A 22493-nucleotide genomic window follows, 5' to 3' on the forward strand; every position below is an offset into this window, starting at 1 on the left:
AACTCCTTCGTTATTTTTATTTGATAGTAATAATATCTTCTTCACCTTTAGACACGGTTCCTGTTTTTTCAAGGTGAATGCTTTCTCCTTCAGCAAGGTTCGTAAACACGATCGGTGTAATTACTGACGGAGTGTTTTCCTTAACAAATTCAAGATTAACTTTCATTAATTCTTGTCCTTGTTCTATGATGTCACCCTCATTTACAAACGATTCGAAGCCTTCACCTTTAAGTTTGACCGTATCGATTCCAAAATGGATCAAAATTTCACGGCCGCCGTCAGATTCAATTCCAATCGCATGCTTCGTTGGGAATACATTGATGATTTTTCCGTTTACCGGTGATACTACCGTTCCATTTGAAGGTTCGACTGCAAAGCCGTCACCCATCATTTTACCTGAAAAGACTTGGTCAGGCACTTCTGTGATAGGGATGATTTTCCCTTCAAGCGGAGAAACGAAACGCTCAGCTACCGCAGGAGCTGGAACTTTCATTTCTGTTTTTTGGGTTAATGGCTCTTTTTTAGCCGCTACCACTTTACCGTCCATAATGTCTTTGATCTCGCTCTTGATGGTATCAGAACGTGTCCCAAAGATGGCTTGGATGTTGTTCCCCATTTCAAGAACTCCAGATGCACCTAATTTTTTGAGGCGATCTTTATCGACATTTTTCGCATCATTTACAGCAACACGCAAACGTGTAATACATGCATCAAGATCTTTAATGTTCTCTTTTCCGCCTAGTCCTTCAAGGATATTAGCAGCTAAAGACCCTTCGTTGCTCACGCTGACGTTTGTTTCAACCTCATCGTCCACCACTTCGCGTCCTGGAGTCTTAAGATCCCATTTACGGATGACGAATCGGAATCCAAAGTAATAAATGACTGCAAAGACTAAACCAACTGGAATAACCAGCCACCAAGCAGTACGGTTAGGCAGAACTCCGAATAGAAGATAGTCAATGACTCCACCAGAGAATGTCATACCGATTTTAACATTTAACAGCTGCATTGTCATAAATGACAACCCGGCGAAGATTGCATGAATTCCGAATAGAACTGGAGCAACAAACAAGAATGTAAACTCGATTGGTTCTGTAATTCCTGTTAGGAAAGAAGTTAATGCTGCAGAACCCATGATACCGGCTACAACTTTTTTGTGCTCAGGACGAGCTTCGTGATACATCGCAAGTGCTGCCGCAGGCAGACCAAACATCATGAATGGGAATTTACCTGTCATGAAAGTACCTGCTGTTAATGGTGCACCATCTTTAATCTGTGCAAAGAAGATCTTTTGGTCACCTCGGACGATGTCTCCGGCTTTGTCTGTGTACTGTCCAAACTCAAACCAGAATGGAGAGTAGAAGATGTGGTGAAGTCCAAAAGGAATTAACGAACGTTCGATTACTCCAAAAACGAAAGCAGCCAATGTTCGGTTTGAGTCTAGCATAAAGTGTGAGAAAGAGTTTAATCCGTTTTGAGCATATGGCCATACACCAATCATGATGATACCAAGAACCAATGATGAAACCGCTGTAATAATTGGGACAAATCGTTTACCTGCAAAGAATCCTAAGTATGAAGGTAGTTCAATCTTATAGAACCGTTTATAAAGATAGGAGGCAAGAATACCAACGATGATACCGCCAAAAACTCCTGTTTGCAGGGTGGGTATACCCAGCACATTTGCAAACTCCGGGTTGTCTTTGATCATATCAGGCGTAATGCCTTTTAACGTACCCATCGTTACATTCATAATTAGATATCCAATAATGGCAGCAAGTCCTGCTACACCTTCTCCGCCAGCTAGTCCGACGGCAACACCGACTGCAAAAAGCAAGGACAGGTTAGAAAACACAATATTCCCCGAGTTTTCCATAACGCTTGCTACAAGCTGGAACCAGCCTGCTTTTAAAGCAGGTAACTTATCGAGCAATGCAGGGTTTTTGAACGCGTTACCAAATGCGAGCAGCAAACCAGCTGCAGGCAGGATGGCTACAGGAAGCATCAATGCTTTACCTACCCTCTGCAGTACTCCAAAAATACTTTTCCACACGGGACTTTCCTCCTTAAATTTGTTTTTTCTTTGTGCTGGAAGCTGAATAAACCAAAAAAAGGCATGAGTGACAAAAAAGCGCATACAAAAGCTAATCAGATATAGAATATCCGAATTAAGCCCTTACTACACTTTTTTCTTCACTCATGCCTGATCGAATCAGTAACACGTAAAGCAAAAGCACGATGTATAAAATTAAGTAAGCCTTTGCAAATGCATCGTTAGATACACTGCTTCCGCCTCTGGTATCGGTTTATTTAAAGTATTTTGCATTACCTTAATTAACTTCCAAGCAAGATTGTAGCACAAAGGGTATTCCTCTTTCAACACCTTTGCTAATTTTTCTTGCTTATCCACTTGCTCACCCATCTCCATACGTTCGATCGTATGGCGCAGATGCCTGACAAGCCTGAGATAGTTGATGCTCTTATGGTCCAGTTTAATGGAGAGAGATTCCTCAATAATCGCAGCCAGACTGTTAATCATCCTGGAGTGTTCGTTAATATCGCTTAAACTTTTATTGGTAACCGCACTATGGATATGCAGTGCAACAAAGCCGATCTCGCCTTCCGGCAGGTGAATGCCGAGTGACTGGTTGATCTGTTCGATCACCTCTTCAGCTACCGTGTATTCCTTTGGGTAAAGGGTTTGGGTCTCAGAAAGAAAAGGATTTCGAATATCCATTCCCTGCTCCAGTCGCTTAACAGCAAATGCAACATGATCGGTCAGCGCGACATGAATATGTTCATTTAGCGTAGTTTGCATTCGTTCCTCTATATGGGTTATCACATCATTCAGCAGTTCGATAAAGGACTCATCAAGAGAATGCACAAGAGTTTTGTACTGCTCCTGCTCTTTTTCATTGGTTAAAATATAAAGTTTATCAATGGCATCATCCGTTATGACATCGCCCATTTTCTTGCCGAAGCCAATTCCCTTTCCGATGATAATCAGTTCCTGGCTGGAGGCATTTGATGCAACAACCGCATTATTATTGAGTGTTTTTTGTATATGAAAGGGACCATTCATCCTTTTTCAATCCTTTCAAGCAGAAGCCCAAATTTCGCAATGCCTACATCATAGCCCAAAAAAGGATGTTTATCAATTAAGAAAACTACTTATGAAGTCAAGACTTAAAGAGTGAAGCTCAAAAGACGGTATGGAATTTGAATGCACCTTTGAATATAAAAAAGAAAACGGCTTTCATGGAAAGCCGTTTCCCGACTAAATTTCTAGTTCTCCAAGCCTCAGTAATTCTACGACGGCTTGAGATCGCCCTTTTACCCCAAGCTTTTGCATCGTGTTGGAAATATGGTTACGAACGGTCTTCTCGCTGATAAAAAGCTGTTCTGCGATTTCTTTTGTCGTCTTGTCTTGGACCAATAGTTCAAAAACTTCTCTTTCTCGTTTTGTAAGTAGAGGCTTCGGTCGGTAGTGTTTCTCTTTCAATGATTTCACCCCTCCTTGCTAGGGTTTAAAGAACTGCCAATGCACAATTTGCAAATTGGAAGTATTTAGTCAACATATACTATGTTAAGAAGTTTTTAGGAGTGACTTGGTTCAAAGAAAAAGTAATGGTTTTTTGTCCCCTTCTTTCAAAAAATGAAGCCCATTTTTATTCAATTGCTGGATGGATGCCCCAAAACCTGTCCGTTTTTGCCTGAGAAATAAAAAAAGGCCTCTTCTGAGTTGAAGAGGCCTGATTTTTATTAAACTCTGTCGCTTCCGAAAAAGTTCTTGAATGCTTGGAATGTTGTATCCCTGTTTAGAGCAGCAATCGATGTTGTCAAAGGAATTCCTTTCGGGCATGATTGTACGCAGTTTTGCGAGTTACCGCAAGATGCTAGCCCGCCGTCAGTCATCAATGCATTTAAACGCTCTTCTTTATTCATTGCTCCAGTTGGATGCGCATTGAAGAGACGAACCTGAGATAAAGGCGCTGGGCCAATAAAATCAGATTTGCTGTTAACGTTCGGACATGCTTCAAGACAAACACCGCATGTCATACATTTAGAAAGTTCATATGCCCATTGACGCTTGGTTTCAGGCATACGAGGTCCTGGACCTAAATCATAAGTACCGTCAATCGGAATCCACGCTTTAACTCTTTTCAAAGCATCAAACATGCGGCTTCTGTCAACAGCCAAGTCACGGACTACCGGGAAAGTTTTCATTGGTTCCAAGCGGATCGGCTGCTCAAGCTTATCAACAAGAGCTGTACATGATTGACGCGGTTTCCCGTTAATAACCATAGAACAGGCTCCGCATACTTCCTCAAGGCAGTTCATTTCCCATGTGATCGGAGTCGTTGCTTCCCCTTTTGCGTTCACAGGATTACGGCGGATCTCCATCAATGCGGAAATGACGTTCATGTTCGGACGGTATGAAAGCTCGAATTCTTCTTGGTATGGGGCGGATTCAGGACTGTTTTGTCTTGTGATGATAAACTTAATTGTTTTTGCGCTCATCCTTATTTCGCCTCAGCTTTCTTTTTAGAATAATCACGTTTACGCGGCTTGATATATTGAATGTCGACTTCTTCATAAGAGAAATCAGGACCATTCGTCGCAGCATTAAATGTTGCTTTCGTTGTTTTTAGCCACTCATCATCATTACGGTCCGGGAAGTCTGGTTTGTAGTGCGCTCCACGGCTTTCGTCACGGTTTAGAGCACCAAGTGTGATAACGCGTCCCAGCTGAAGCATGTGCCATAGCTGGCGGGTAAAGGAAGCCCCTTGGTTACTCCATTTAGACGTATCGTTAATGTTGATCTTCTTGTAACGCTCCATAAGCTCAAGGATCTTATCATCCGTTTGTTTTAACTTGTTGTTATAACGGACAACCGTTACATTATCCGTCATCCACTCACCGAGCTCTTTATGAAGGACGTAAGCATTTTCGTTTCCGTCCATGCTCATGATATTGTCGTATTTTTCTTGTTCTTTGCGAACCTGATGTTCAAATACAGTGGATGCAACATCATCAGAAGACTTCTCAAGTCCGCTGACATATGCCGCTGCTGCAGGGCCAGCTTGCATTCCGCCGAAGATTGCAGATAGAAGGGAATTCGCACCCAAACGGTTTGCACCATGATATTGGTACTCACATTCACCCGCAGCAAAAAGACCAGGAATGTTGGTCATCTGATTAAAGTCAACCCACATGCCGCCCATTGAATAGTGGACTGCAGGGAAGATTTTCATCGGAACTTTTCGAGGGTCATCACCCATGAACTTTTCATAGATTTCTATAATTCCGCCAAGCTTGATATCAAGCTCTTTCGGATCTTTATGTGAAAGGTCAAGATAAACCATGTTTTCGCCGTTGATTCCAAGTTTTTCGTCAACACACACATGGAAAATCTCACGTGTTGCGATATCACGAGGCACAAGGTTACCGTAAGCCGGATATTTTTCTTCAAGGAAGTACCAAGGTTTACCGTCTTTATACGTCCATACACGGCCGCCTTCTCCACGTGCTGATTCACTCATTAAACGAAGTTTGTCATCTCCAGGAATCGCTGTCGGATGAATTTGAATAAACTCGCCGTTTGCGTAATCAACACCTTGCTGATAAAGAGATGCTGCTGCTGCCCCGGTATTGATGACAGAGTTCGTAGATTTACCGAAAATGATTCCAGGTCCTCCAGTAGCCATAATAACAGCATCCGCTGCAAAGCTGTGGATTTCCATAGATTTTAAGTTTTGGGCTGTGATTCCTCGGCAAACGCCTTCATCATCCACGATAGCAGATAGGAATTCCCAGTTTTCATACTTTGTAACAAGACCTGCAACTTCATGGCGTCTTACTTGCTCATCCAGCGCATACAAAAGCTGCTGTCCTGTAGTTGCACCGGCAAATGCGGTACGGTGATGCTGTGTGCCCCCGAAACGGCGGAAGTCCAGCAATCCTTCTGGAGTACGGTTGAACATAACTCCCATACGGTCCATAAGGTGGATGATTCCTGGAGCCGCTTCACACATCGCTTTAACCGGACTCTGGTTCGCAAGGAAGTCTCCTCCATAAATAGAATCGTCAAAATGCACATAAGGAGAGTCGCCTTCTCCTTTTGTATTTACAGCACCGTTAATTCCGCCCTGCGCACAAACAGAGTGAGAGCGCTTAACAGGAACTAGTGAAAACAAGTCAACGTTCATGCCGGCTTCTGCTGCTTTAATGGTAGCCATTAGCCCTGCAAGACCTCCACCGACGATAATAATATTTCCTTTACTCAAGATGGTTCACCCCTTCTTAAATGAATGCAAAAATAGTTCGAACGCTAACGAATGCAAGTGCTAGGAAAACTGCCATCGTTACGTAAGTTGAAACTCTCTGTGATCGAGGCGAAACCGTAAGACCCCAGCTGACAAAAAAAGACCATAATCCGTTCGCAAAATGAAAGACTGCGGATAATACCCCAACCAAATAAAAGGCCACCATAAATGGTGAGCTTAAGATGTCTGACATCATCGAAAAGTTAACTTCTGCTCCAAATGCTGCTGCAATACGAGTTTCCCAAACATGCCAGGAAACAAAAATTAGCGTAATTACGCCAGTTACACGCTGTAAGAGGAACATCCAGTTACGGAAATATCCATAACGGCTTGCGTTGTTTTTAGCCGTGAAGGTAATATAAAGTCCGTAAATCGCATGGAAATAAAGAGGAATAAAAATTATAACCGCTTCCAGAACATAACGGAAAGGTAAATGTCCCATAAAATTCGCTGCATTATTAAATGATTCTGCCCCTCTTGTTGCAAAGTTGTTCACAACAAGATGCTGGAGCAGGAATAAGCCAACCGGGATTACGCCCAGTAAAGAATGTAGTCTTCTCGTGTTAAAATTGCGACTTCCTGCCATACAATTTGCCCCTTTCTAAGTTCCCTCTGTCTTTTTCTGAAACCATTGGTTTCTATCCATTCCGTTTAAGCGTTTCCTCTCCGCTTGCAGTAAATAAGATGAACATTAAAGCGTTAACTAATAACATGTTTCATTTTACTCCCATCGTTTGACACCGTCAAGAAACCGGTAACATAAAAAGTTCAAAAATCTGTTGATTTTCCTAACTTTTTTCAAGGCAGACCCTCACTTAAATTTCGACAAATGTGTGACTTTTTATAGAGATATTATTTTATTCAAGCTATAATGGAACAAGTAGAAAGCGGGGAGATCTAAATGGAACAACATGAGGACATCCAACACAACGAAGAAGAAACAACCGAGAAGGACAGTAAGCCTGCTGCAGGAGTTTCTGTATTCGCATATGAGCTGCTGAAAAACATTCTGATCCCGGATCTGCTGGGAAAAGAAGAACGGAACATCCTATATTGGGCAGGAAGAAACCTGGCAAGGAAATTCCCATTGGGTTCCACTGAAGAAATTGTTCATTTTTTCTCGGAAGCCGGCTGGGGCAATCTGATCATCGCTGAAATGAATAAGAACGAGATGGTACTCGAACTGTCTTCCTCTCTTATCAACAAACGATTCGATTTGCAGGATAATCCTACATTCGGTCTCGAGGCTGGATTTATCGCAGAACAAATCCAAAATCAAAGAAAATGTGTTACAGAAACCTATGAAACTTTGAAACGAAAGAACAAAATCCAATTTACCGTCCAATGGGACCGTAAAGACGAAACCGCAGGCTCACAAGGAGCCTGAAAATAGAAAGAGAATACTCTTTTCTCTCAAAAAACCGGCATATGCCGGTTTTTTTTGCGTTGACAATACAAAACAGCTGGCATAATGTTAACCTATACATAAAATTAGTTAACATTAAGGAGGCATCACCTATGAATTGGATGGAACTTGGAAAAGAAGTGATCGAAGGTAAAGAACTGAACGAGACAGAAGCCTTATCCATATTGGAATCAGACGATGACGAGCTGCTTAGCCTGCTGCAAGGTGCGTTTATGATCAGGAAGCATTATTTCGGAAAAAAGGTGAAACTGAATAAGATCATTAATACAAAGTCAGGCCTGTGCCCTGAGGATTGCGGATATTGTTCACAGTCTTCAGTTTCCACAGCGCCGATCGAAAAATATGCGATGATGGATAAAGACACGATTGTTGAAGGTGCGGAAAGGGCATATAAACAAAACGTGAGAACCTATTGTATCGTCGCAAGCGGAAGAGGACCTCTGAATCGGGACTTGAACACCGTCATTGAAGCTGTAAAAGAGATTAAATCCAATTATAATATGAAAATATGCGCATGCCTCGGCATTTTAAATGATAAGCAGGCACAGTCCCTTAAAGAGGCGGGCGTCGAAAGATATAACCATAATATCAACACATCCTCAGACCACCACAGCCAAATAACAAACTCTCATACATACGAAGACAGAGTGGCTACTCTGGAAAAAGTAAAAACAGCAGGAATCTCCCCATGTTCAGGCGTTATCGTAGGAATGGGCGAAAGCCGGCACGACATCATTAAGATGGCAGAAGCGCTAAGAGAGATCAATGCAGATTCTATCCCTGTTAATTTTTTGCATGCTATACCAGGTACTCCTCTCGAGCATCTTGACGAGCTGAACCCCCGTTATTGTTTAAAAGTGCTCGCCTTGTTCCGTTATATTAATCCAACGAAAGAGATTCGGATCTCAGGCGGCAGAGAGGTAAATCTCCGCAGCCTTCAGCCGCTGGGCCTTTATGCTGCAAATTCTATTTTCGTGGGCGACTATCTGACCACCGACGGACAGGAAACAAATGCTGACCACCAAATCCTTGAGGACCTCGGATTTGAGATTGACTTCTTAAACGAACCTGTACAGGTTTAATCCTGCAGCGAATTTTTTCCATTTACAAAAAAATCCGGGCAGCTTCGCCCGGATTTTTCTTATTATAACTGCTGAACCGGCTGCCTTGCGTCCAGTTCAAAGACGTCGTGCAGCGTTTCAATCGCTTTGATCATATCCTGCTGATCAACGACCGTAGAAACTTTAATCTCTGATGTGCTGACCATTTTAATCATAATATCCTGCTCAGAAAGAGCCTTAAACATCTGTGCAGCTACTCCTGGATTAGAAATCATTCCTGAACCAACAATAGATACTTTAGCCAATCCATCTTCATGCTGGATGGAACCAAACTGAAGCAAACTCTTATATCTTTCTAGAAGCTCAATTGTTTCATCTAAGATCGCTGTTTCAATGGAGAACGATATGTTTGTTCTTTCCTGCTTGTTTACACTCTGAATAATAATATCTACATTAACACCATTCTCTGCCAACAAGGAAAAAACAGAAGACAGTGTGTTTAAGCCATTCGGCAGGTCTTCAATCGTAATTTTTGTTACGTTTCCTTCAAAAGCCAATCCTCTCACTACTAAATTATTCTCCATTGTTGCTTCCTCCTCCACTAGTGTTCCGTTTTCTTTCTCTGTGCTCGAACGAACTTCAAGTCTTACTCCGAAATTCTTTGCGAATTCTACAGCTCTCGGATGCAGCACACCCGCTCCGAGATTCGCCATTTCAAGCATTTCATCATAGGAGATGGAAGGCAGCTTTCTGGCATGTTTCACCACCCGCGGGTCTGTTGTAAATACACCAGTAACGTCTGTGTAGATTTCGCATTTATCGGCACGAAGAGCAGCTGCCAGAGCAACGGCCGTCGTATCTGATCCTCCCCGTCCCAGTGTTGCAATATTATCCGAAGAGGTTAATCCTTGAAAACCGGCAACTACTGCAATCTTCCCGTCTGCAAGCATTTGCTGGATTCTTTTTGTATCGATATTTAAGATGCGCGCGTTGCCGTGAACATCTTCTGTTTCAACTCCAGCCTGCCAGCCAGTCAGAGACTCGGCTTCGTACCCGGCATCCTGAAGGGCCATCGCAAGCAGTGAAATCGTGATCTGTTCTCCTGTCGTCAAAAGCATATCCATTTCACGTTTGGAAGGCCTTGCTGTTATTTCACCTGCCAGCCTCACAAGATCATCCGTTGTTTTTCCCATTGCTGAGACAACCGCTACTACTTGATTCCCCTCGTTTGCCGCTTGAATGATCCGACTTGCCGCGTTTCTGATTTTATCCGGTGTGCCGACACTTGTACCTCCGAATTTTTGAATGATTAAAGCCACAATGTCCATCCTTTCTCATCAATGAAATCGAATTTATTGCCTTCCTGCAAAAGGCACCCAGATATGGCCAGCCTGTCTCGGCTTCCACTACGCAACAAACTGAAATGCAAAAATAAATACAAAAAAGCAGCAATAAGGAAAAGACCTTATTGCTGCTTGGTATATGCAACAGTAAGCCAGCTTGTTTTCCCCTCTTGTGAGATAGTCCTCCACACACCCTCCGGGCAAGAATGTGTGACAGCTCTGCATTTATTCAATGCAGGTCCAGCCGTAAGAAACAGGAGTTTCTTAAAGCTTCGGCAAAAATCCCCTTTCAGCTACCATCATAAGAGCTCCTTCTCTTCAGATAGCTTACTATTGGTTTTTGCTCCTCTACCATCACTTCAAAACTGAAGTATGGCGCTCTATTAAAATTTGTTTTAAGTTTAGCAAAGGACTTCTGAAAAATCAATACCTTTATAAAGGTTCATTTTGAAGAGCCTGAATAATTTCTTCTGCAACACTTAATGGAATGCCTGCCGCATGAAAATCCTCAAGAGTGGCTTCTCTCATTTTCTTGATGGAACCGAATTTTTTCAGCAAAAGTTTTTTCCTTTTTTCACCGACTCCAGGAATGTTATCGAGACTTGATTGAAACATGCCTTTCGCACGCACTTGACGATGAAATGAGATAGCAAACCTGTGGACTTCATCCTGTATACGCTGCAGCAGATAAAATTCCTGGCTGTTTCTGAGCAGCGGTATAATTTCAGGTGGATTTCCCATCAAGAGCTGGGATGTACGGTGCTTATCATCCTTAGCAAGTCCTCCGACCGGGATATCAAGGTTCAGCTCGTTTTCAAGAACATCCTGCGCAGCAGCGATCTGTCCTTTCCCTCCATCAATAATAATCAAATCCGGCAGCTGCCCATTCTCTTTTAAGATGCGGGAGTAACGCCTGCGGACTACTTCTTTCATGGAGGCGTAGTCATCAGGGCCTGTCACCGTTTTAATTTTATATTTCCGGTATTCTTTTTTGTTCGGTTTACCGTCTTCAAATACAATCATCGCAGATACTGGATTTGTCCCATGAATGTTGGAATTATCAAATGCTTCAATCCGGTATGGAGCTGGAATGTTTAATTGCAGCCCCAGATTTTCAACCGCTTTTACCGTGCGTTCCTCATCACGCTCGATCAGTGCAAATTTTTCGTGCAGAGCGAGCTGTGCATTCTTCGTTGCAAGTTCAACAAACTCTTTCTTTTGCCCGCGTTTCGGCTGTATCACTTTCACGCCGAGAAGATCCTTGACCAATTCGCCGTCCGCCTCAGGAGGCAGCAAAAGTTCCCGCGGGAGAATATGATTTTTTTGAAGATAAAATTGTCCAATAAACGATAAAAAGTCTTCGATGGCATCTCCATAGAAAGGAAAGAGGGAAACATCACGTTCAATAAGCTTTCCTTGGCGGATAAAGAAGACTTGGACGCACATCCAGCCTTTATCGTAATGAAAACCAAAAACGTCCTTATCCACCATGTCAGCGGTCATCATTTTCTGTTTCTGCATGACCGCATCAATATGCTGGATCTGATCCCTCAGTTCTTTCGCCCGTTCAAAATTAAGGTCTTCCGAAGCGGCCAGCATTTTCTCGGTCAATTCCTCCTTCACTTCAGGAAAGCCTCCGTTCAGAAACTTAACGATTTCATCGACCATCTTCTTGTTCTGTTCTTCGGTAATATCATAAACACATGGGCCGAGGCATTGGCCGATATGGTAATATAGGCAAACTTTGTTAGGCATATGATCACATTTGCGCAACGGATACAGCCGGTCCAGCAGTTTTTTCGTTTCTTGTGCGGCAAAGGCATTAACGAACGGACCAAAGTATTTGCCCTTGTCTTTTCTAATCTTTCTGGTGTACAAGAGCCGGGGCTGCTGTTCAGCAGTAATCTTTAAATACGGATACGTTTTATCATCTTTCAGCATGACATTAAATTTAGGGTCATGTTTTTTGATCAGATTCATTTCAAGAAGGAGAGCTTCTAGCTCTGAGGAGGTGATGATGTATTCAAAATCGGAAATATTTGCGACTAAACGCTGTGTTTTCCCGTCGTGTGAACCGGTAAAATAAGATCTTACACGGTTTTTTAATACTTTTGCTTTCCCCACATAGATGACTTTTCCGAATTGGTCTTTCATTAAGTAACATCCGGGCTGATCCGGAAGTACAGCCAGCTTCTCTCTAATGGTGTCCACGTTGTCTCTCCCCTCCTTTTTCTATGTAACATCATAGCATGATATCCTTATTTTTGGCAGTTAAAATACAAAATCTGAAACGGTAGTTTTATTCCCGGCAAGCGCAGAAACCCTTACCAAGCAACACGCTGTGTGGCGGAACCTTGTATACGAAAATCCAGTACCAAACTTTAATACAAAAAAAGGCCAGCCATTAGAGGCCAGCCTTAATTATGTTCGTTATTATTTGTGTTTGTTTAAAAGCTCGCCAAGCGCTTCTTTCGGCTGAAAACCTACGACTTGGTCAACAACTTCGCCGTCTTTGAAAACGATCAATGTAGGGATGCTCATTACTCCGTATTTTCCGGCTACTTCTTGGTTTTCATCTACGTCAAGTTTAACTACTTTTAAGTCTTCATTTTCGCTTGCTAGTTCTTCTAGAACCGGCGCGATCATTTTACAAGGTCCGCACCAAGGTGCCCAAAAATCAGCAAGTACTAGACCTTCACTAGTTTCTTGACTGAACGTTTGATCAGTTGCATTTACGATTGCCATATTAAAATTGCCTCCTTAGTTTCATCGTGTAAAAAGAGTATATCATCAAACCTAATTTACATCTATTTGTTTGCTCAAGATTTATCGTTCCCAACTTGCACTTTAATCAAACCAAATAATTAACCGTGTGGCTGCTTCAAATGCACATCACAATTAAAGAGGGAACATGCCCACTGCCGCTCCACATGATGTAATATACTCACTGACGTATTAACGAGTGAAACATCATACTCATCGCTTGCCAGCAGGCCTTTTAGCATGGTGCCGATGAAAGCGCCGTGGCTGACCACGATGATTTTTTTGCCCTGTTGATGCTGTGTCAGCTCTTCAAGAAATTCGTTTCCTCTTTTTAATACCTGTTCTTTTTTCTCTTTTCCATGTTCCAGGGTACTCCAGTCAGCTCCCCACCGTTTTATACGGGCCTGCTCATCCGTACCTTCCAGCCTGCCAAAGTTAACCTCCTGGATTCGCTTGTCGGTATGAATCGGAAACCCGAGTACCTCTCCGATGATTGAGCCTGTTTCACGGGCACGTGCCAGCTGGCTAGTAAAGACCATATCCCAATGTTCTTTCCCGAACCTTTTGGCTAATGCCGCAGCCTGTGCACGCCCTTCTACATTTAATGGAATATCCATGATGCCCTGAATTCTTCTCTCAGCGTTCCAATCGGTTACGCCATGCCTTACAAAAGCAATTGTTGTCACCAGCGTCCACTCATTTCTTTCGTATTTTTCATCATTCATGATGGACTCATTGTATAAAAAGAGGCCGGCTTTGTCAGCCAGCCCAGCCAAATCTTTTATGATTTAACTAAAACATTCTTAAATTCTTCCGTAAGCAACGGGACAACTTCGAACAGATCTCCTACGATGCCGTAGTCTGCAACAGAAAAGATGCTTGCTTCCGGATCTTTGTTGATCGCAACAATAACTTTGGAATTGGACATACCCGCTAAATGCTGGATCGCTCCGGAAATTCCGCAGGCAATGTAAAGGTCAGGTGTAACAACTTTTCCTGTTTGTCCGATTTGAAGAGAGTAGTCACAATAATCGGCATCACACGCACCGCGGGATGCACCGACTGCAGCACCAAGCACATCAGCCAATTCTTGAAGCGGTTTGAATCCATCCTCGGATTTCACACCGCGTCCTCCGGCAACGATAATTTTTGCTTCAGATAAATCAACGCCTGTAGAAGCTTTGCGGACAACATCTTTAACAATGGTGCGCAGATCCTTCACATCAACCGCTAGAGAAGACACATCTCCAGAACGGCTTTCGTCTTTTTCAAGCGGAGCAATATTGTTCGGACGGATGGTTACAAATACAAGACCGTCCGTAATTACTTTTTTCTCGAACGCTTTCCCGGAGTAGATTGGACGAGTAAAAACAACATTGTCTCCTGCTTGTTCAAGAGAGGTTACGTCTGAAATCAAACCCGATTGAAGGCGTGCAGCAAGTCTTGGTGAAAGATCCTTACCAAGGGCTGTGTGGCCTAATACCAATCCGTCAGGCTTCTCCTGGCCGATGACTTGAAGCAATGCCTGAACGTATCCGTCTGTAGAATACGTTGATAGCAGGCTGTGCTCAGCAAGAATGACTCGGTCTGCTCCATAATGGACTAAAGACTGTCCCGCTTCATTTAAACCTTCGCCGCAAAGCACGGCAACCACTTCACCGCCAGAGGAAATTTCCTTAGCGGCACCAATGGCCTCGTAGGATACATTTCTTAATTCACCGTCACGGACTTCCGCAAGTACAAGAACTTTTTTAGACATGTAGCATTCCTCCTTATATCACTTTTGCTTCTGAGCGTAGTAATGAAACTAATTCTTTCACTTGGTCGTTGACTTCTCCGCTTAAAATTTTTCCAGCTTCTTTTTTAGGCGGCAAGAATACTTCAACGGTCTTTGTTTTTGCTTCAACATCTTCTTCATCGATATCTAGATCATCGATTTCGAGTGTTTCAAGAGGCTTTTTCTTTGCTTTCATGATCCCTGGCAACGATGGATAGCGAGGTTCGTTCAAACCTTGCTGAGCTGTGACGAGCAAAGGAAGCTTCGTTTCAATTTTCTCAACGTCTCCTTCCACATCACGCTCAATCGCTACGTCCGTTCCATTGATTTCAATTTTCGTAATGGTTGTGACTTGCGGGATTCCCAATAGTTCAGCCAAACGCGGCCCGACTTGTCCGGAACCGTTATCAATCGCAACGTTTCCTCCAAGGATTAGATCATATTCTTTATCCTTGAAAAACTCAGCCAGCACTGCAGATGTTGTATATTGGTCGGAGCTCTCAAGATCTTCGTTATCAATTAAAACGGCTTTGTCTGCACCCATAGCCAACGCTGTACGAAGTTCTTTTTCTGACTCTTCGGTTCCTACGGTTACAACCGTCACTTCACCGCCATGAGCATCGCGAAGGGTAATCGCTTCTTCAATCGCATATTCATCATAAGGATTAATGATATACTCGGCACTATCATGAGAAATCTGTCCGTTAGAAATGCTGATCTTTTCTTCGGTATCAAATGTACGTTTTAAGATTACATAAAGATTCATGCTAATCCCTCCAACTATTTTTTAGTTTTGGCTGTTTTCGTAACCTTTGTTGCTCTTAGGAGTAGTTGATTTCCGTTTCAGGATGCTCGCTTTCCGCGGGGCCCGCGGTGAGCCTTACCGGCGCAAGCACCTACCTCCTCAGCGTATGCGCCTGTGGGTCTCACTTATCCCGCTTCTCCTGCAGGACAAGGAAGGCTTCGGCAGCGTTATATCGCACGAAGAAAATGTGAAATTCATTTTCGAGGAGTCTCGCACCTTGCACTCCAATCAACTTGTCAATGAAAAAAGAGCCTTAGTTTTTAAAATTCGGCTGCCTTTTTTCAACAAAGGCTTGAACTCCTTCTTGTCCATCCTCAGAAACGAAGACTTTTCCGAAATACTCGGATTCTTTCTTTGCCCCCTCGCTGTACTGTCCACGAGCCGCATACAGCAAAAGCTCGAGGGTGTAGCGAATGGACAAGGAACTCTTCGCTGCCGCTTTCGACGCCAGGCTGTAAGCCTTTTCAAAAAGCTCTGCATCAGGATAAGCGGCAGTTGCTAACCCCCATTTCACTGCTTCCTCTCCGGTAATCGGGTCAGAAGTAACGAGCATTTCGGCCGCTTTAGCAGTTCCTACGTATCTTGGAAGTCTTTGTGTCCCAGCAAAACCTGGAATCAATCCAAGCTGCAGTTCCGGCAAGCCAAGCTTGGCTTCACTGGAAACGAGCCGGATATGGCAGGCCATCGCAAGTTCAAGTCCCCCGCCCAGTGCTGCACCGTGAATAGCTGCGATAATCAGCTTTGGATAATTTTCCATTCGGTCAAAGAGCTGCTGTCCAAAAGCCCCCAAATCAGCAAAATCGGCTTCATTTTCAATCGTTGTAAATTCTTTAATATCTGCTCCAGCCGAAAAGAACCGGCCTTCACCTTTGATCAGGATGACTTTTGTTTCGCTGTCATTCTCCAGTTCTTCAAAGACCGCGGACAATTCGCGGATCAGCTGGGTGGACAACGCGTTCGCCGGTGGACGATTCAGTTGAATTGTGGCTATTTTATTCTCTTTTTGAACCTGTAAAAATCCCACTCTCTCACACTCCTTAGTTGAATCTATTCTTGCGCGGGGATAGCCCCTGCATTGTTGCTTAAACCATTAACAAGCATTCGATGTACAGGCTGAGCAAGTGACGGCAAATCATACCTATGATCATTCATAACCCAGTTTGTGGCGGTTTCATCAATGGTTCCAAAAATCATCTGTCGTGCCAGCCGGGTATCCATGTTCTTGTCAAAAGCCCTTTCATCCATCCCTTCTTTCAGGATGAGGTCGATCAGGGATAAATATCGTTTAAGCACTTCCCCAATCTTTGCCCTTAACGCCCTGTTAGTCTGCCGAAGTTCCAGCTGTGTTACGATAGAAAGCTGGTGGTCAGCATCCAACAGGCAAAAATGCATTTCAATCAGGGTTAACAGTTTTTCAATCGCCGACCCTTTGCTTTTCAGCTCGTTCCCCGTTCTTTCGATAAAGGTTCCCATTTTTTCATTAAAAACAGAAACAAGCAGATCCTCTTTATTTTTAAAATAGAGATAGATCGTCCCATCTGCTACAGACGCCTGCTTTGCAATTTTAGACACTTGGGACTGATGATACCCATGAACTGCAATAACACTAACCGCGGCATCAATTATTTTGTCGTACTTTGGGCCTTTACGTTTCACGATAATCTCCTCACTTCAAAACGAGCTACTGTAAACTGAATGATTGTTCATTCATAATTTAATTGTAAAACAAGTCGTTTTTTTCTGTCAATTCTATTATTCCTTTGTTTTAACAAAAAAACAAGGACCTTTTTAAAAAAGGTCCCTATATCTCTTGTGTTTCCCGCTCTTTCGCTTTCTCTTCCTCCAATAAAACTCTTCTTAAAATTTTTCCGACCATCGTTTTTGGAAGCTCGCTTCTAAATTCATACACCCTTGGTACCTTAAAGGCAGCAAGGTTTTCTCTGCAATATTTGTTAAGCTGATCCTCCGTACAAACGGCGTTCTCTTTCAACACGACAAAAGCTTTTACAGTTTCACCGCGGTACGGATCCGGGATACCAACAACGACGGCTTCCTTTACCGCTTCATGCTCATAAAGAACTTCTTCAATTTCGCGGGGATATATATTATATCCTCCTGCAATGATCAAATCTTTCTTCCGGTCCACGATATAAAAATATCCATTCTCATCCATATATCCCATATCACCGGTCATGAGCCAGTCATTTTTAAAAACAGCAGCTGTTTCCTCCGGCTGATTCCAATACCCTTTCATCACCTGAGGCCCCCGCACCAATAACTCGCCAACTTCCCCAATTTCCGCAAACTCTCCGCGCTCGGTGGAATAGATGGCCGCTTCCGTATTCGGCCACGGAAGACCGATACTTCCTTTAATCTGCTTTCCATAGATCAGATTGGCATGCGTTACAGGTGAAGCTTCTGTGAGGCCATAGCCTTCCACAAGAGTTCCAGAGATGATCGACTGGAACTTCTGCTGAACTTCCATCGGGAGCGGTGCAGAACCACTGATGCAAGCCTGGATGGAAGAAAGGTCATACTTCATCAAATCAGGATGGTTCAGCAACGCAATATACATGGTCGGTGCGCCAGGGAACAATGTTGGACGCTGTTTATGGATCGTCTGCAGTACTTGTTTCGGATCAAAACGCGGAAGGATGATCAGTTTTGCCTGTGTCATGATCGCCTGATTCATCACAACCGTCATGCCATACACATGGAAAAAAGGCAATGCAGCCAGCACAACTTCTTCTCCAACCCGGTGCTTATAAATCCAGATGCTGCATTGTTTCGAATTGACGACCAAATTAGCATGTGTCAGCATCACACCTTTTGCAGGGCCAGTCGTTCCTCCTGTATACTGCAGCAATGCCACATCCTCTTTTGGGTGGACGTCAACAGGGATTCGCCGGTTTTCGCTTTTGCTGATCAGTTCTTTAAACGAGTGGACACTTCCGCCATACTGAACATCAACCACCGTAAATGGCTTTTGTTTTTTCTGAACAAACGGATAGAGCACATTTTTTGGAAATGGCAAATAATCTTTAATGCCCGTCACAATCACATGCTTCAGCTGTGTCAATTCTTTTACAGCAGCTACCCTCGAAAAGAGCTGATCCAGACAAACGATAGCCGCTGCCCCGCTGTCCTCCAGCTGATGGCTCAGTTCTCGTTCCGTATAAAGGGGATTGGTCTGGACCACGATTCCTCCAGCGAGAAGGATGCCATAATAAGCAATAACCGCCTGCGGACAGTTCGGCAGCATAATCGCCACCCGGTCGCCCTTGCCGATTCCTAGTGCAGACAGTCCGTTGGAAAACCGGACAGCACTTTCGTAAAGCTGTTGATACGACATTTCTTTACCTAAAAAATGAAGAGCAACCTTTTCTGGGTTTTTAGTAGCTGCTTCTTCTAAATACGTGAATAAAGGTTGTTCTTTATACTCAACCTCACTGGGGATTTCTGGTGGATAATGGTTAAGCCATCTTCTTTCCACTTTTATCTCCTCCTTAATTCACGCCTTTCTTAAAAAAACTCTCTCATACTTCATTATAAATGAAAACGCATTCAATTTAATATATTTTTTTTAAAATTAAAAATTTTATAGTGCTTTTGGCACTTTTTTGCGGGGATGATGCAGTTTTTCCCGCTGCATACTAAACAATAAAGCAAAGGAGGGAACAGTATGACTCATTCAAAAGCGAGAAGAGATGGGGCTTTGAAAGCCGGTAAAGAAACACAGAATCCACATGGCAAAATCAAATCACAGCAGGAAATCTCGAGTGAAATCGGCATGAAAGACACCAATCAGCTGACCGCACAGCCAGCAGATTATGATGAAATCGAATACTGAGTAACATCGGCAGGTTTCGCTTTCCTTCGATCCCGCACGGTTTACTATAATCATGTTTTGGCGGGTAAAATGTTCGTTTGGCGAGTAAATTTTTATTTTGGACAGTATTTTCTTTATTACGGCGGGTAAATGCCTCATTTTCGCGGGTATTTCCACTGCCACTTTAAAAAAACATACAAAAAACCAGCCTAGAGGCTGGTTTTTTGCTAAAAAGCAGCAGAAATGCAGCTTTCATTCAATTCCATTCCATTATGATAAGAAAAGTAAATAAACGATGCCGAAAAGAATAAAAATTCCGCTGCAAATGAATAAAACTTTCCATAACGTATCCATTGATGCTTCACTCCTATTCAATTCCTGAACCGATCACGAACGACAGGCCAATGGATATGACCATGGAGATCAGGCCCACTGCGCGATTATCGTTTTCAATCTCTTCATCAATGTTAAATCTCGGGGTTAAAAATTCAAAGATAAAATAACCGGCAAGAAGCAGAACAAATCCGAACAGACCCCAAGCCATCATCTGAGGAAGTGAATCGTTCTGTGCGATGGAATAGCGAAAAATATTGGCGATGCCGAATATTTTCCCTCCGGTTGCCATCGCTACGGCCAGGTTGCCTTTTTTAATCTCCACCCAGTTCTCATACCGGGTGACCATTTCAAATACTGCCAGAAAAATAACGAGGAACAGTACGACTACGCTGTAATATGCCGCCGTTTGGATAAACGGATTGTGGGATACGTCCATCTCTAACCTCCAATTATTTTAATAGCGCAACGGTTATGCCGCTTCCACCTTCATTTGCCGCTCCCATGCGTGTCGATTTAACGTTGGGATGTGATTTGAGCAGCTGCTGAACACCGGAGCGCAGAGCACCGGTTCCTTTCCCATGAATAATAGAAACTTGAGGATATCCGGCTAACATCGCTTCATCCAAATACTTATCCACTTCTAGCATCGCATCCTCATACCGCTTGCCGCGGAGATCAAGTTCAGGACGGACCGAGTCATCGCTTCCCTGTACTTTTACAAACGATTTCGGCTCTGGTTTTTTCTCTTTCGTCTGTTTGATCAATTCAAGGTCGCTGAGTGATACGTTCATTTTTAAAATACCGATTTGTACCTGATATTCGTTGTTGCTGACTTTATTGATAATATGGCCTTTTTGGCCGAAACTCAGCACTTTCACTTCATCGCCTGGTTTAAACGAAGCAGATTTCGGTTTGGAAGCTGCTGCCTTTTTCTTCTTCGACCGAAGAGCAGGCGTTGCTTCCTCCAGCTTTTTACGGGCATCGATCAATCGGTGTTCCTTCACATTGCCCGCTTCTTTCTGATATTCTTTAAGTTCTTTAATGACTTCTTCAGCGGTCCTTCGTGCATTCGCTACAGCTTCTTCCGCTTTTCGCTCCGCTTCTTCAAGCAATCGGTCACGATCCCGCTCCAGATGCTGAAGTTCTGCTTCCAGCTCAGCTTTTAGCTGTTCGGCTTCCTGCCTGATTTTAATGGCATTCTCCCGTTCTTCTTCTGCACGCTTTTGGTTATCCTCAAGCGAACGGATCATGTTATCAATCTTGTTGTCCTCATCACTGATTTGCGATTTGGCTTCATCAATAATGGAGGGCTCCAAACCGAGGCGTCTGGAAATCTCAAAGGCGTTGCTTCTGCCCGGAACTCCGATCAGCAGTTTGTAGGTCGGCCGCAGCGTCTCCACGTTAAATTCAACGCTCGCATTGATGACGCCATCGCGGTTATAAGCATAAGCCTTCAACTCACTGTAGTGGGTGGTTGCGATTACTTTCGCTCCCCGTTCAAACACATAATCAAGGATGGAGATAGCAAGTGCCGCTCCTTCCTGCGGATCAGTTCCAGCTCCAAGTTCATCAAACAGAACCAGGCTTTTAAAATTCACTGTTTTCAGGATATCGACAATGTTCACCATATGAGAGGAGAACGTACTTAATGACTGTTCAATCGATTGCTCATCACCGATGTCGGCATGAATGGCTTCAAACACCGTCATCTCAGACTCTTCTTCTGCAGGAACCTGAAGTCCGGATTGGGCCATTAACGATAACAGGCCGATCGTTTTTAAAGTAACCGTTTTACCCCCTGTATTGGGACCGGTAATGATCAATGATTGAAAAGCACCGCCAAGCTCCACATCGATTGGTACTACAGCGTCCTGATCGATGAGCGGATGCCTCGCTTTACGGAGAGAGATGTATTCTCTGTCGTTCATGATTGGTTTCGTCGCCTTCAGTTCACGGCTGTACTGCGCTTTTGCAAAAATAAAATCAATCTCTGCCAGAATCTTCACATTATGGGCTAAGGCTTCAGCTGATTCCCCGACCAGCAATGAAAGTTCTTTTAAAATCTTTTCAATCTCTCTTGCTTCTTTAGCTTTCGCATCTTTCAGCTGATTATTGATCGCAACGACAGCTTGAGGCTCAATAAAGAGTGTGGCTCCTGAAGAGGACTGGTCATGCACCATACCACCAAAGCTGCCGCGGTATTCCTGTTTAACAGGCAGCACGAAGCGGTCATTTCGAATCGTGATGATCGCATCGGATAGCATTTTTTGATAGCTCGAGGAACGGACCATACTTTCCAATTTCTCACGCACTCTAGCCTCGAACGTGCGCAGCTGGCTTCTAATTGTACGCAAAGCCGGACTGGCACTGTCCATAACATGGCCGTTGTCGTCTATGCAAGCTTTAATCTCCTGCTCCAGTTCAATCAACGGTTCAATCTGCGCAACAAGGCTGTCAAGGATCGGCAGTTCAATTCCATCCTCCGCCATTCCCTCTGTAAACCGCTTAAAGCGCCTTCCGCCATATATTGTAGTCGCAATATCGAGAAGTTCATCCGTATTCAGCAGCCCGCCGATCTGCGACCTCTTCAGGCTTGCACGGATATCTCGTATTCCGCCAAGCGGTGCCTGCCCTTTTAACCGGAGGACTTTTGCACCTTCATCTGTGCTGTCCTGCCAATGGCTGATCTCGGCAAAATTTACAGAAGGCTGAAGCTGTTCAACCTTTTGTTTGCCCAGACTTGAACTTGCGTGTTTTTTTAACTGCTCAATGATTTTTGTATATTCTAAGACTCGAAGTACTCGTTCTTGCAAAATTAGTTCCTCCT

The 22493-nt window shown here is 43.6% G+C and carries 20 protein-coding genes and 1 riboswitch; of the genes, 3 read left to right on the forward strand and 17 right to left on the reverse strand.

What is annotated here, in order from left to right; translation table 11 throughout:
- Positions 1-16: 16 nt before the first annotated feature.
- The 6 genes from ptsG to M1K46_RS12665 form a co-directional block, all read right to left on the reverse strand.
- Entirely contained in the window at positions 17-2005 is a 1989-nt protein-coding gene (gene ptsG, locus M1K46_RS12640) for a glucose-specific PTS transporter subunit IIBC (RefSeq protein WP_375162201.1), read from the reverse strand.
- Positions 2006-2248: 243 nt separating this feature from the next.
- Positions 2249-3082 (reverse strand): glucose PTS transporter transcription antiterminator GlcT, encoded by an 834-nt coding sequence (glcT, locus tag M1K46_RS12645; protein WP_091004069.1) that lies wholly within the window; start codon positions 3080-3082, stop codon positions 2249-2251.
- A gap of 195 nt (positions 3083-3277) precedes the next feature.
- Positions 3278-3502, reverse strand: coding sequence for a helix-turn-helix domain-containing protein (locus M1K46_RS12650; RefSeq protein WP_007202417.1), 225 nt, complete (start codon positions 3500-3502; stop codon positions 3278-3280).
- A gap of 260 nt (positions 3503-3762) precedes the next feature.
- A complete protein-coding gene (gene sdhB, locus M1K46_RS12655) occupies positions 3763-4521 on the reverse strand; it encodes a succinate dehydrogenase iron-sulfur subunit (RefSeq protein ID WP_053357638.1) in 759 nt (252 codons plus the stop codon).
- 2 nt (positions 4522-4523) lie between these two features.
- Positions 4524-6287, reverse strand: a complete 1764-nt coding sequence (gene sdhA / locus M1K46_RS12660) for a succinate dehydrogenase flavoprotein subunit (protein WP_062233993.1) — start codon at positions 6285-6287, stop codon at positions 4524-4526.
- A 16-nt stretch (positions 6288-6303) separates the two neighbouring features.
- Positions 6304-6912: a succinate dehydrogenase cytochrome b558 subunit gene (locus tag M1K46_RS12665; protein WP_053357636.1), complete on the reverse strand. Its 609-nt coding sequence runs from the start codon at positions 6910-6912 to the stop codon at positions 6304-6306.
- 315 nt (positions 6913-7227) lie between these two features.
- On the opposite strand from M1K46_RS12665, the gene M1K46_RS12670 reads away from it, so the two are divergent.
- Together M1K46_RS12670 and bioB are read left to right on the forward strand one after the other, a co-directional pair.
- Positions 7228-7713, forward strand: coding sequence for a YslB family protein (locus M1K46_RS12670; protein WP_062233987.1), 486 nt, complete (start codon positions 7228-7230; stop codon positions 7711-7713).
- A gap of 131 nt (positions 7714-7844) precedes the next feature.
- Positions 7845-8834, forward strand: a complete 990-nt coding sequence (gene bioB, locus M1K46_RS12675) for a biotin synthase BioB (RefSeq protein WP_062233984.1) — start codon at positions 7845-7847, stop codon at positions 8832-8834.
- A 62-nt stretch (positions 8835-8896) separates the two neighbouring features.
- Here the strand turns inward: bioB and M1K46_RS12680 are convergent, their stop codons facing one another.
- From M1K46_RS12680 to M1K46_RS12720, 9 genes are all read right to left on the reverse strand, one after another.
- Entirely contained in the window at positions 8897-10132 is a 1236-nt protein-coding gene (locus tag M1K46_RS12680; protein ID WP_256226255.1) for an aspartate kinase, read from the reverse strand.
- Positions 10133-10326: 194 nt separating this feature from the next.
- Positions 10327-10515: riboswitch (Lysine riboswitch) on the reverse strand.
- A gap of 73 nt (positions 10516-10588) precedes the next feature.
- Positions 10589-12367, reverse strand: coding sequence for an excinuclease ABC subunit UvrC (gene uvrC, locus M1K46_RS12685; protein WP_256226256.1), 1779 nt, complete (start codon positions 12365-12367; stop codon positions 10589-10591).
- Positions 12368-12589: 222 nt separating this feature from the next.
- Positions 12590-12901 carry a thioredoxin gene (gene trxA, locus M1K46_RS12690; RefSeq protein WP_053357633.1) on the reverse strand — a complete coding sequence of 104 codons (312 nt, stop codon included), beginning with the start codon at positions 12899-12901 and terminating at the stop codon, positions 12590-12592.
- Between the two features lie 119 nt (positions 12902-13020).
- A complete protein-coding gene (locus M1K46_RS12695) occupies positions 13021-13644 on the reverse strand; it encodes a histidine phosphatase family protein (RefSeq protein WP_231689224.1) in 624 nt (207 codons plus the stop codon).
- A 56-nt stretch (positions 13645-13700) separates the two neighbouring features.
- Positions 13701-14678 (reverse strand): electron transfer flavoprotein subunit alpha/FixB family protein, encoded by a 978-nt coding sequence (locus tag M1K46_RS12700; RefSeq protein ID WP_053357632.1) that lies wholly within the window; start codon positions 14676-14678, stop codon positions 13701-13703.
- A 13-nt stretch (positions 14679-14691) separates the two neighbouring features.
- Positions 14692-15462, reverse strand: a complete 771-nt coding sequence (locus M1K46_RS12705) for an electron transfer flavoprotein subunit beta/FixA family protein (RefSeq protein ID WP_053357631.1) — start codon at positions 15460-15462, stop codon at positions 14692-14694.
- Between the two features lie 292 nt (positions 15463-15754).
- Positions 15755-16525, reverse strand: a complete 771-nt coding sequence (locus M1K46_RS12710; protein ID WP_256226259.1) for an enoyl-CoA hydratase — start codon at positions 16523-16525, stop codon at positions 15755-15757.
- A 23-nt stretch (positions 16526-16548) separates the two neighbouring features.
- Complete coding sequence (locus tag M1K46_RS12715) at positions 16549-17157, reverse strand: TetR/AcrR family transcriptional regulator (RefSeq protein WP_256226260.1); 609 nt, start codon at positions 17155-17157, stop codon at positions 16549-16551.
- A gap of 145 nt (positions 17158-17302) precedes the next feature.
- On the reverse strand, positions 17303-18994 hold the full coding sequence (locus M1K46_RS12720) for a long-chain-fatty-acid--CoA ligase (RefSeq protein WP_309144588.1): 1692 nt from the start codon (positions 18992-18994) through the stop codon (positions 17303-17305).
- 189 nt (positions 18995-19183) lie between these two features.
- On the opposite strand from M1K46_RS12720, the gene M1K46_RS12725 reads away from it, so the two are divergent.
- On the forward strand, positions 19184-19351 hold the full coding sequence (locus tag M1K46_RS12725) for a DUF6254 family protein (RefSeq protein ID WP_175501797.1): 168 nt from the start codon (positions 19184-19186) through the stop codon (positions 19349-19351).
- A 346-nt stretch (positions 19352-19697) separates the two neighbouring features.
- Here the strand turns inward: M1K46_RS12725 and M1K46_RS12730 are convergent, their stop codons facing one another.
- Positions 19698-20102, reverse strand: a complete 405-nt coding sequence (locus M1K46_RS12730; RefSeq protein WP_053357627.1) for a DUF350 domain-containing protein — start codon at positions 20100-20102, stop codon at positions 19698-19700.
- Positions 20103-20115: 13 nt separating this feature from the next.
- Positions 20116-22479 carry an endonuclease MutS2 gene (locus tag M1K46_RS12735; RefSeq protein WP_256226261.1) on the reverse strand — a complete coding sequence of 788 codons (2364 nt, stop codon included), beginning with the start codon at positions 22477-22479 and terminating at the stop codon, positions 20116-20118.
- Positions 22480-22493: the final 14 nt, after the last annotated feature.

The sequence above is a fragment of the Fictibacillus sp. WQ 8-8 genome (assembly GCF_024494405.1).
Lineage (GTDB): Bacteria > Bacillota > Bacilli > Bacillales > Fictibacillaceae > Fictibacillus_C > Fictibacillus_C marinisediminis.

What these genes read in the sequence shown, in the direction of transcription:
- ptsG (WP_375162201.1), bottom strand. Translation starts at nt 2,005, where the DNA reads ATGCTTCCTGTAGCCATCCTGCCTGCAGCTGGTTTGCTGCTCGCATTT.
- glcT (WP_091004069.1), bottom strand. Translation starts at nt 3,082, where the DNA reads ATGAATGGTCCCTTTCATATACAAAAAACACTCAATAATAATGCGGTT.
- sdhB (WP_053357638.1), bottom strand. Translation starts at nt 4,521, where the DNA reads ATGAGCGCAAAAACAATTAAGTTTATCATCACAAGACAAAACAGTCCT.
- M1K46_RS12665 (WP_053357636.1), bottom strand. Translation starts at nt 6,912, where the DNA reads ATGGCAGGAAGTCGCAATTTTAACACGAGAAGACTACATTCTTTACTG.
- M1K46_RS12670 (WP_062233987.1), top strand. Translation starts at nt 7,228, where the DNA reads ATGGAACAACATGAGGACATCCAACACAACGAAGAAGAAACAACCGAG.
- bioB (WP_062233984.1), top strand. Translation starts at nt 7,845, where the DNA reads ATGAATTGGATGGAACTTGGAAAAGAAGTGATCGAAGGTAAAGAACTG.
- trxA (WP_053357633.1), bottom strand. Translation starts at nt 12,901, where the DNA reads ATGGCAATCGTAAATGCAACTGATCAAACGTTCAGTCAAGAAACTAGT.
- M1K46_RS12695 (WP_231689224.1), bottom strand. Translation starts at nt 13,644, where the DNA reads ATGAATGATGAAAAATACGAAAGAAATGAGTGGACGCTGGTGACAACA.
- M1K46_RS12700 (WP_053357632.1), bottom strand. Translation starts at nt 14,678, where the DNA reads ATGTCTAAAAAAGTTCTTGTACTTGCGGAAGTCCGTGACGGTGAATTA.
- M1K46_RS12705 (WP_053357631.1), bottom strand. Translation starts at nt 15,462, where the DNA reads ATGAATCTTTATGTAATCTTAAAACGTACATTTGATACCGAAGAAAAG.
- M1K46_RS12725 (WP_175501797.1), top strand. Translation starts at nt 19,184, where the DNA reads ATGACTCATTCAAAAGCGAGAAGAGATGGGGCTTTGAAAGCCGGTAAA.
- M1K46_RS12730 (WP_053357627.1), bottom strand. Translation starts at nt 20,102, where the DNA reads ATGGACGTATCCCACAATCCGTTTATCCAAACGGCGGCATATTACAGC.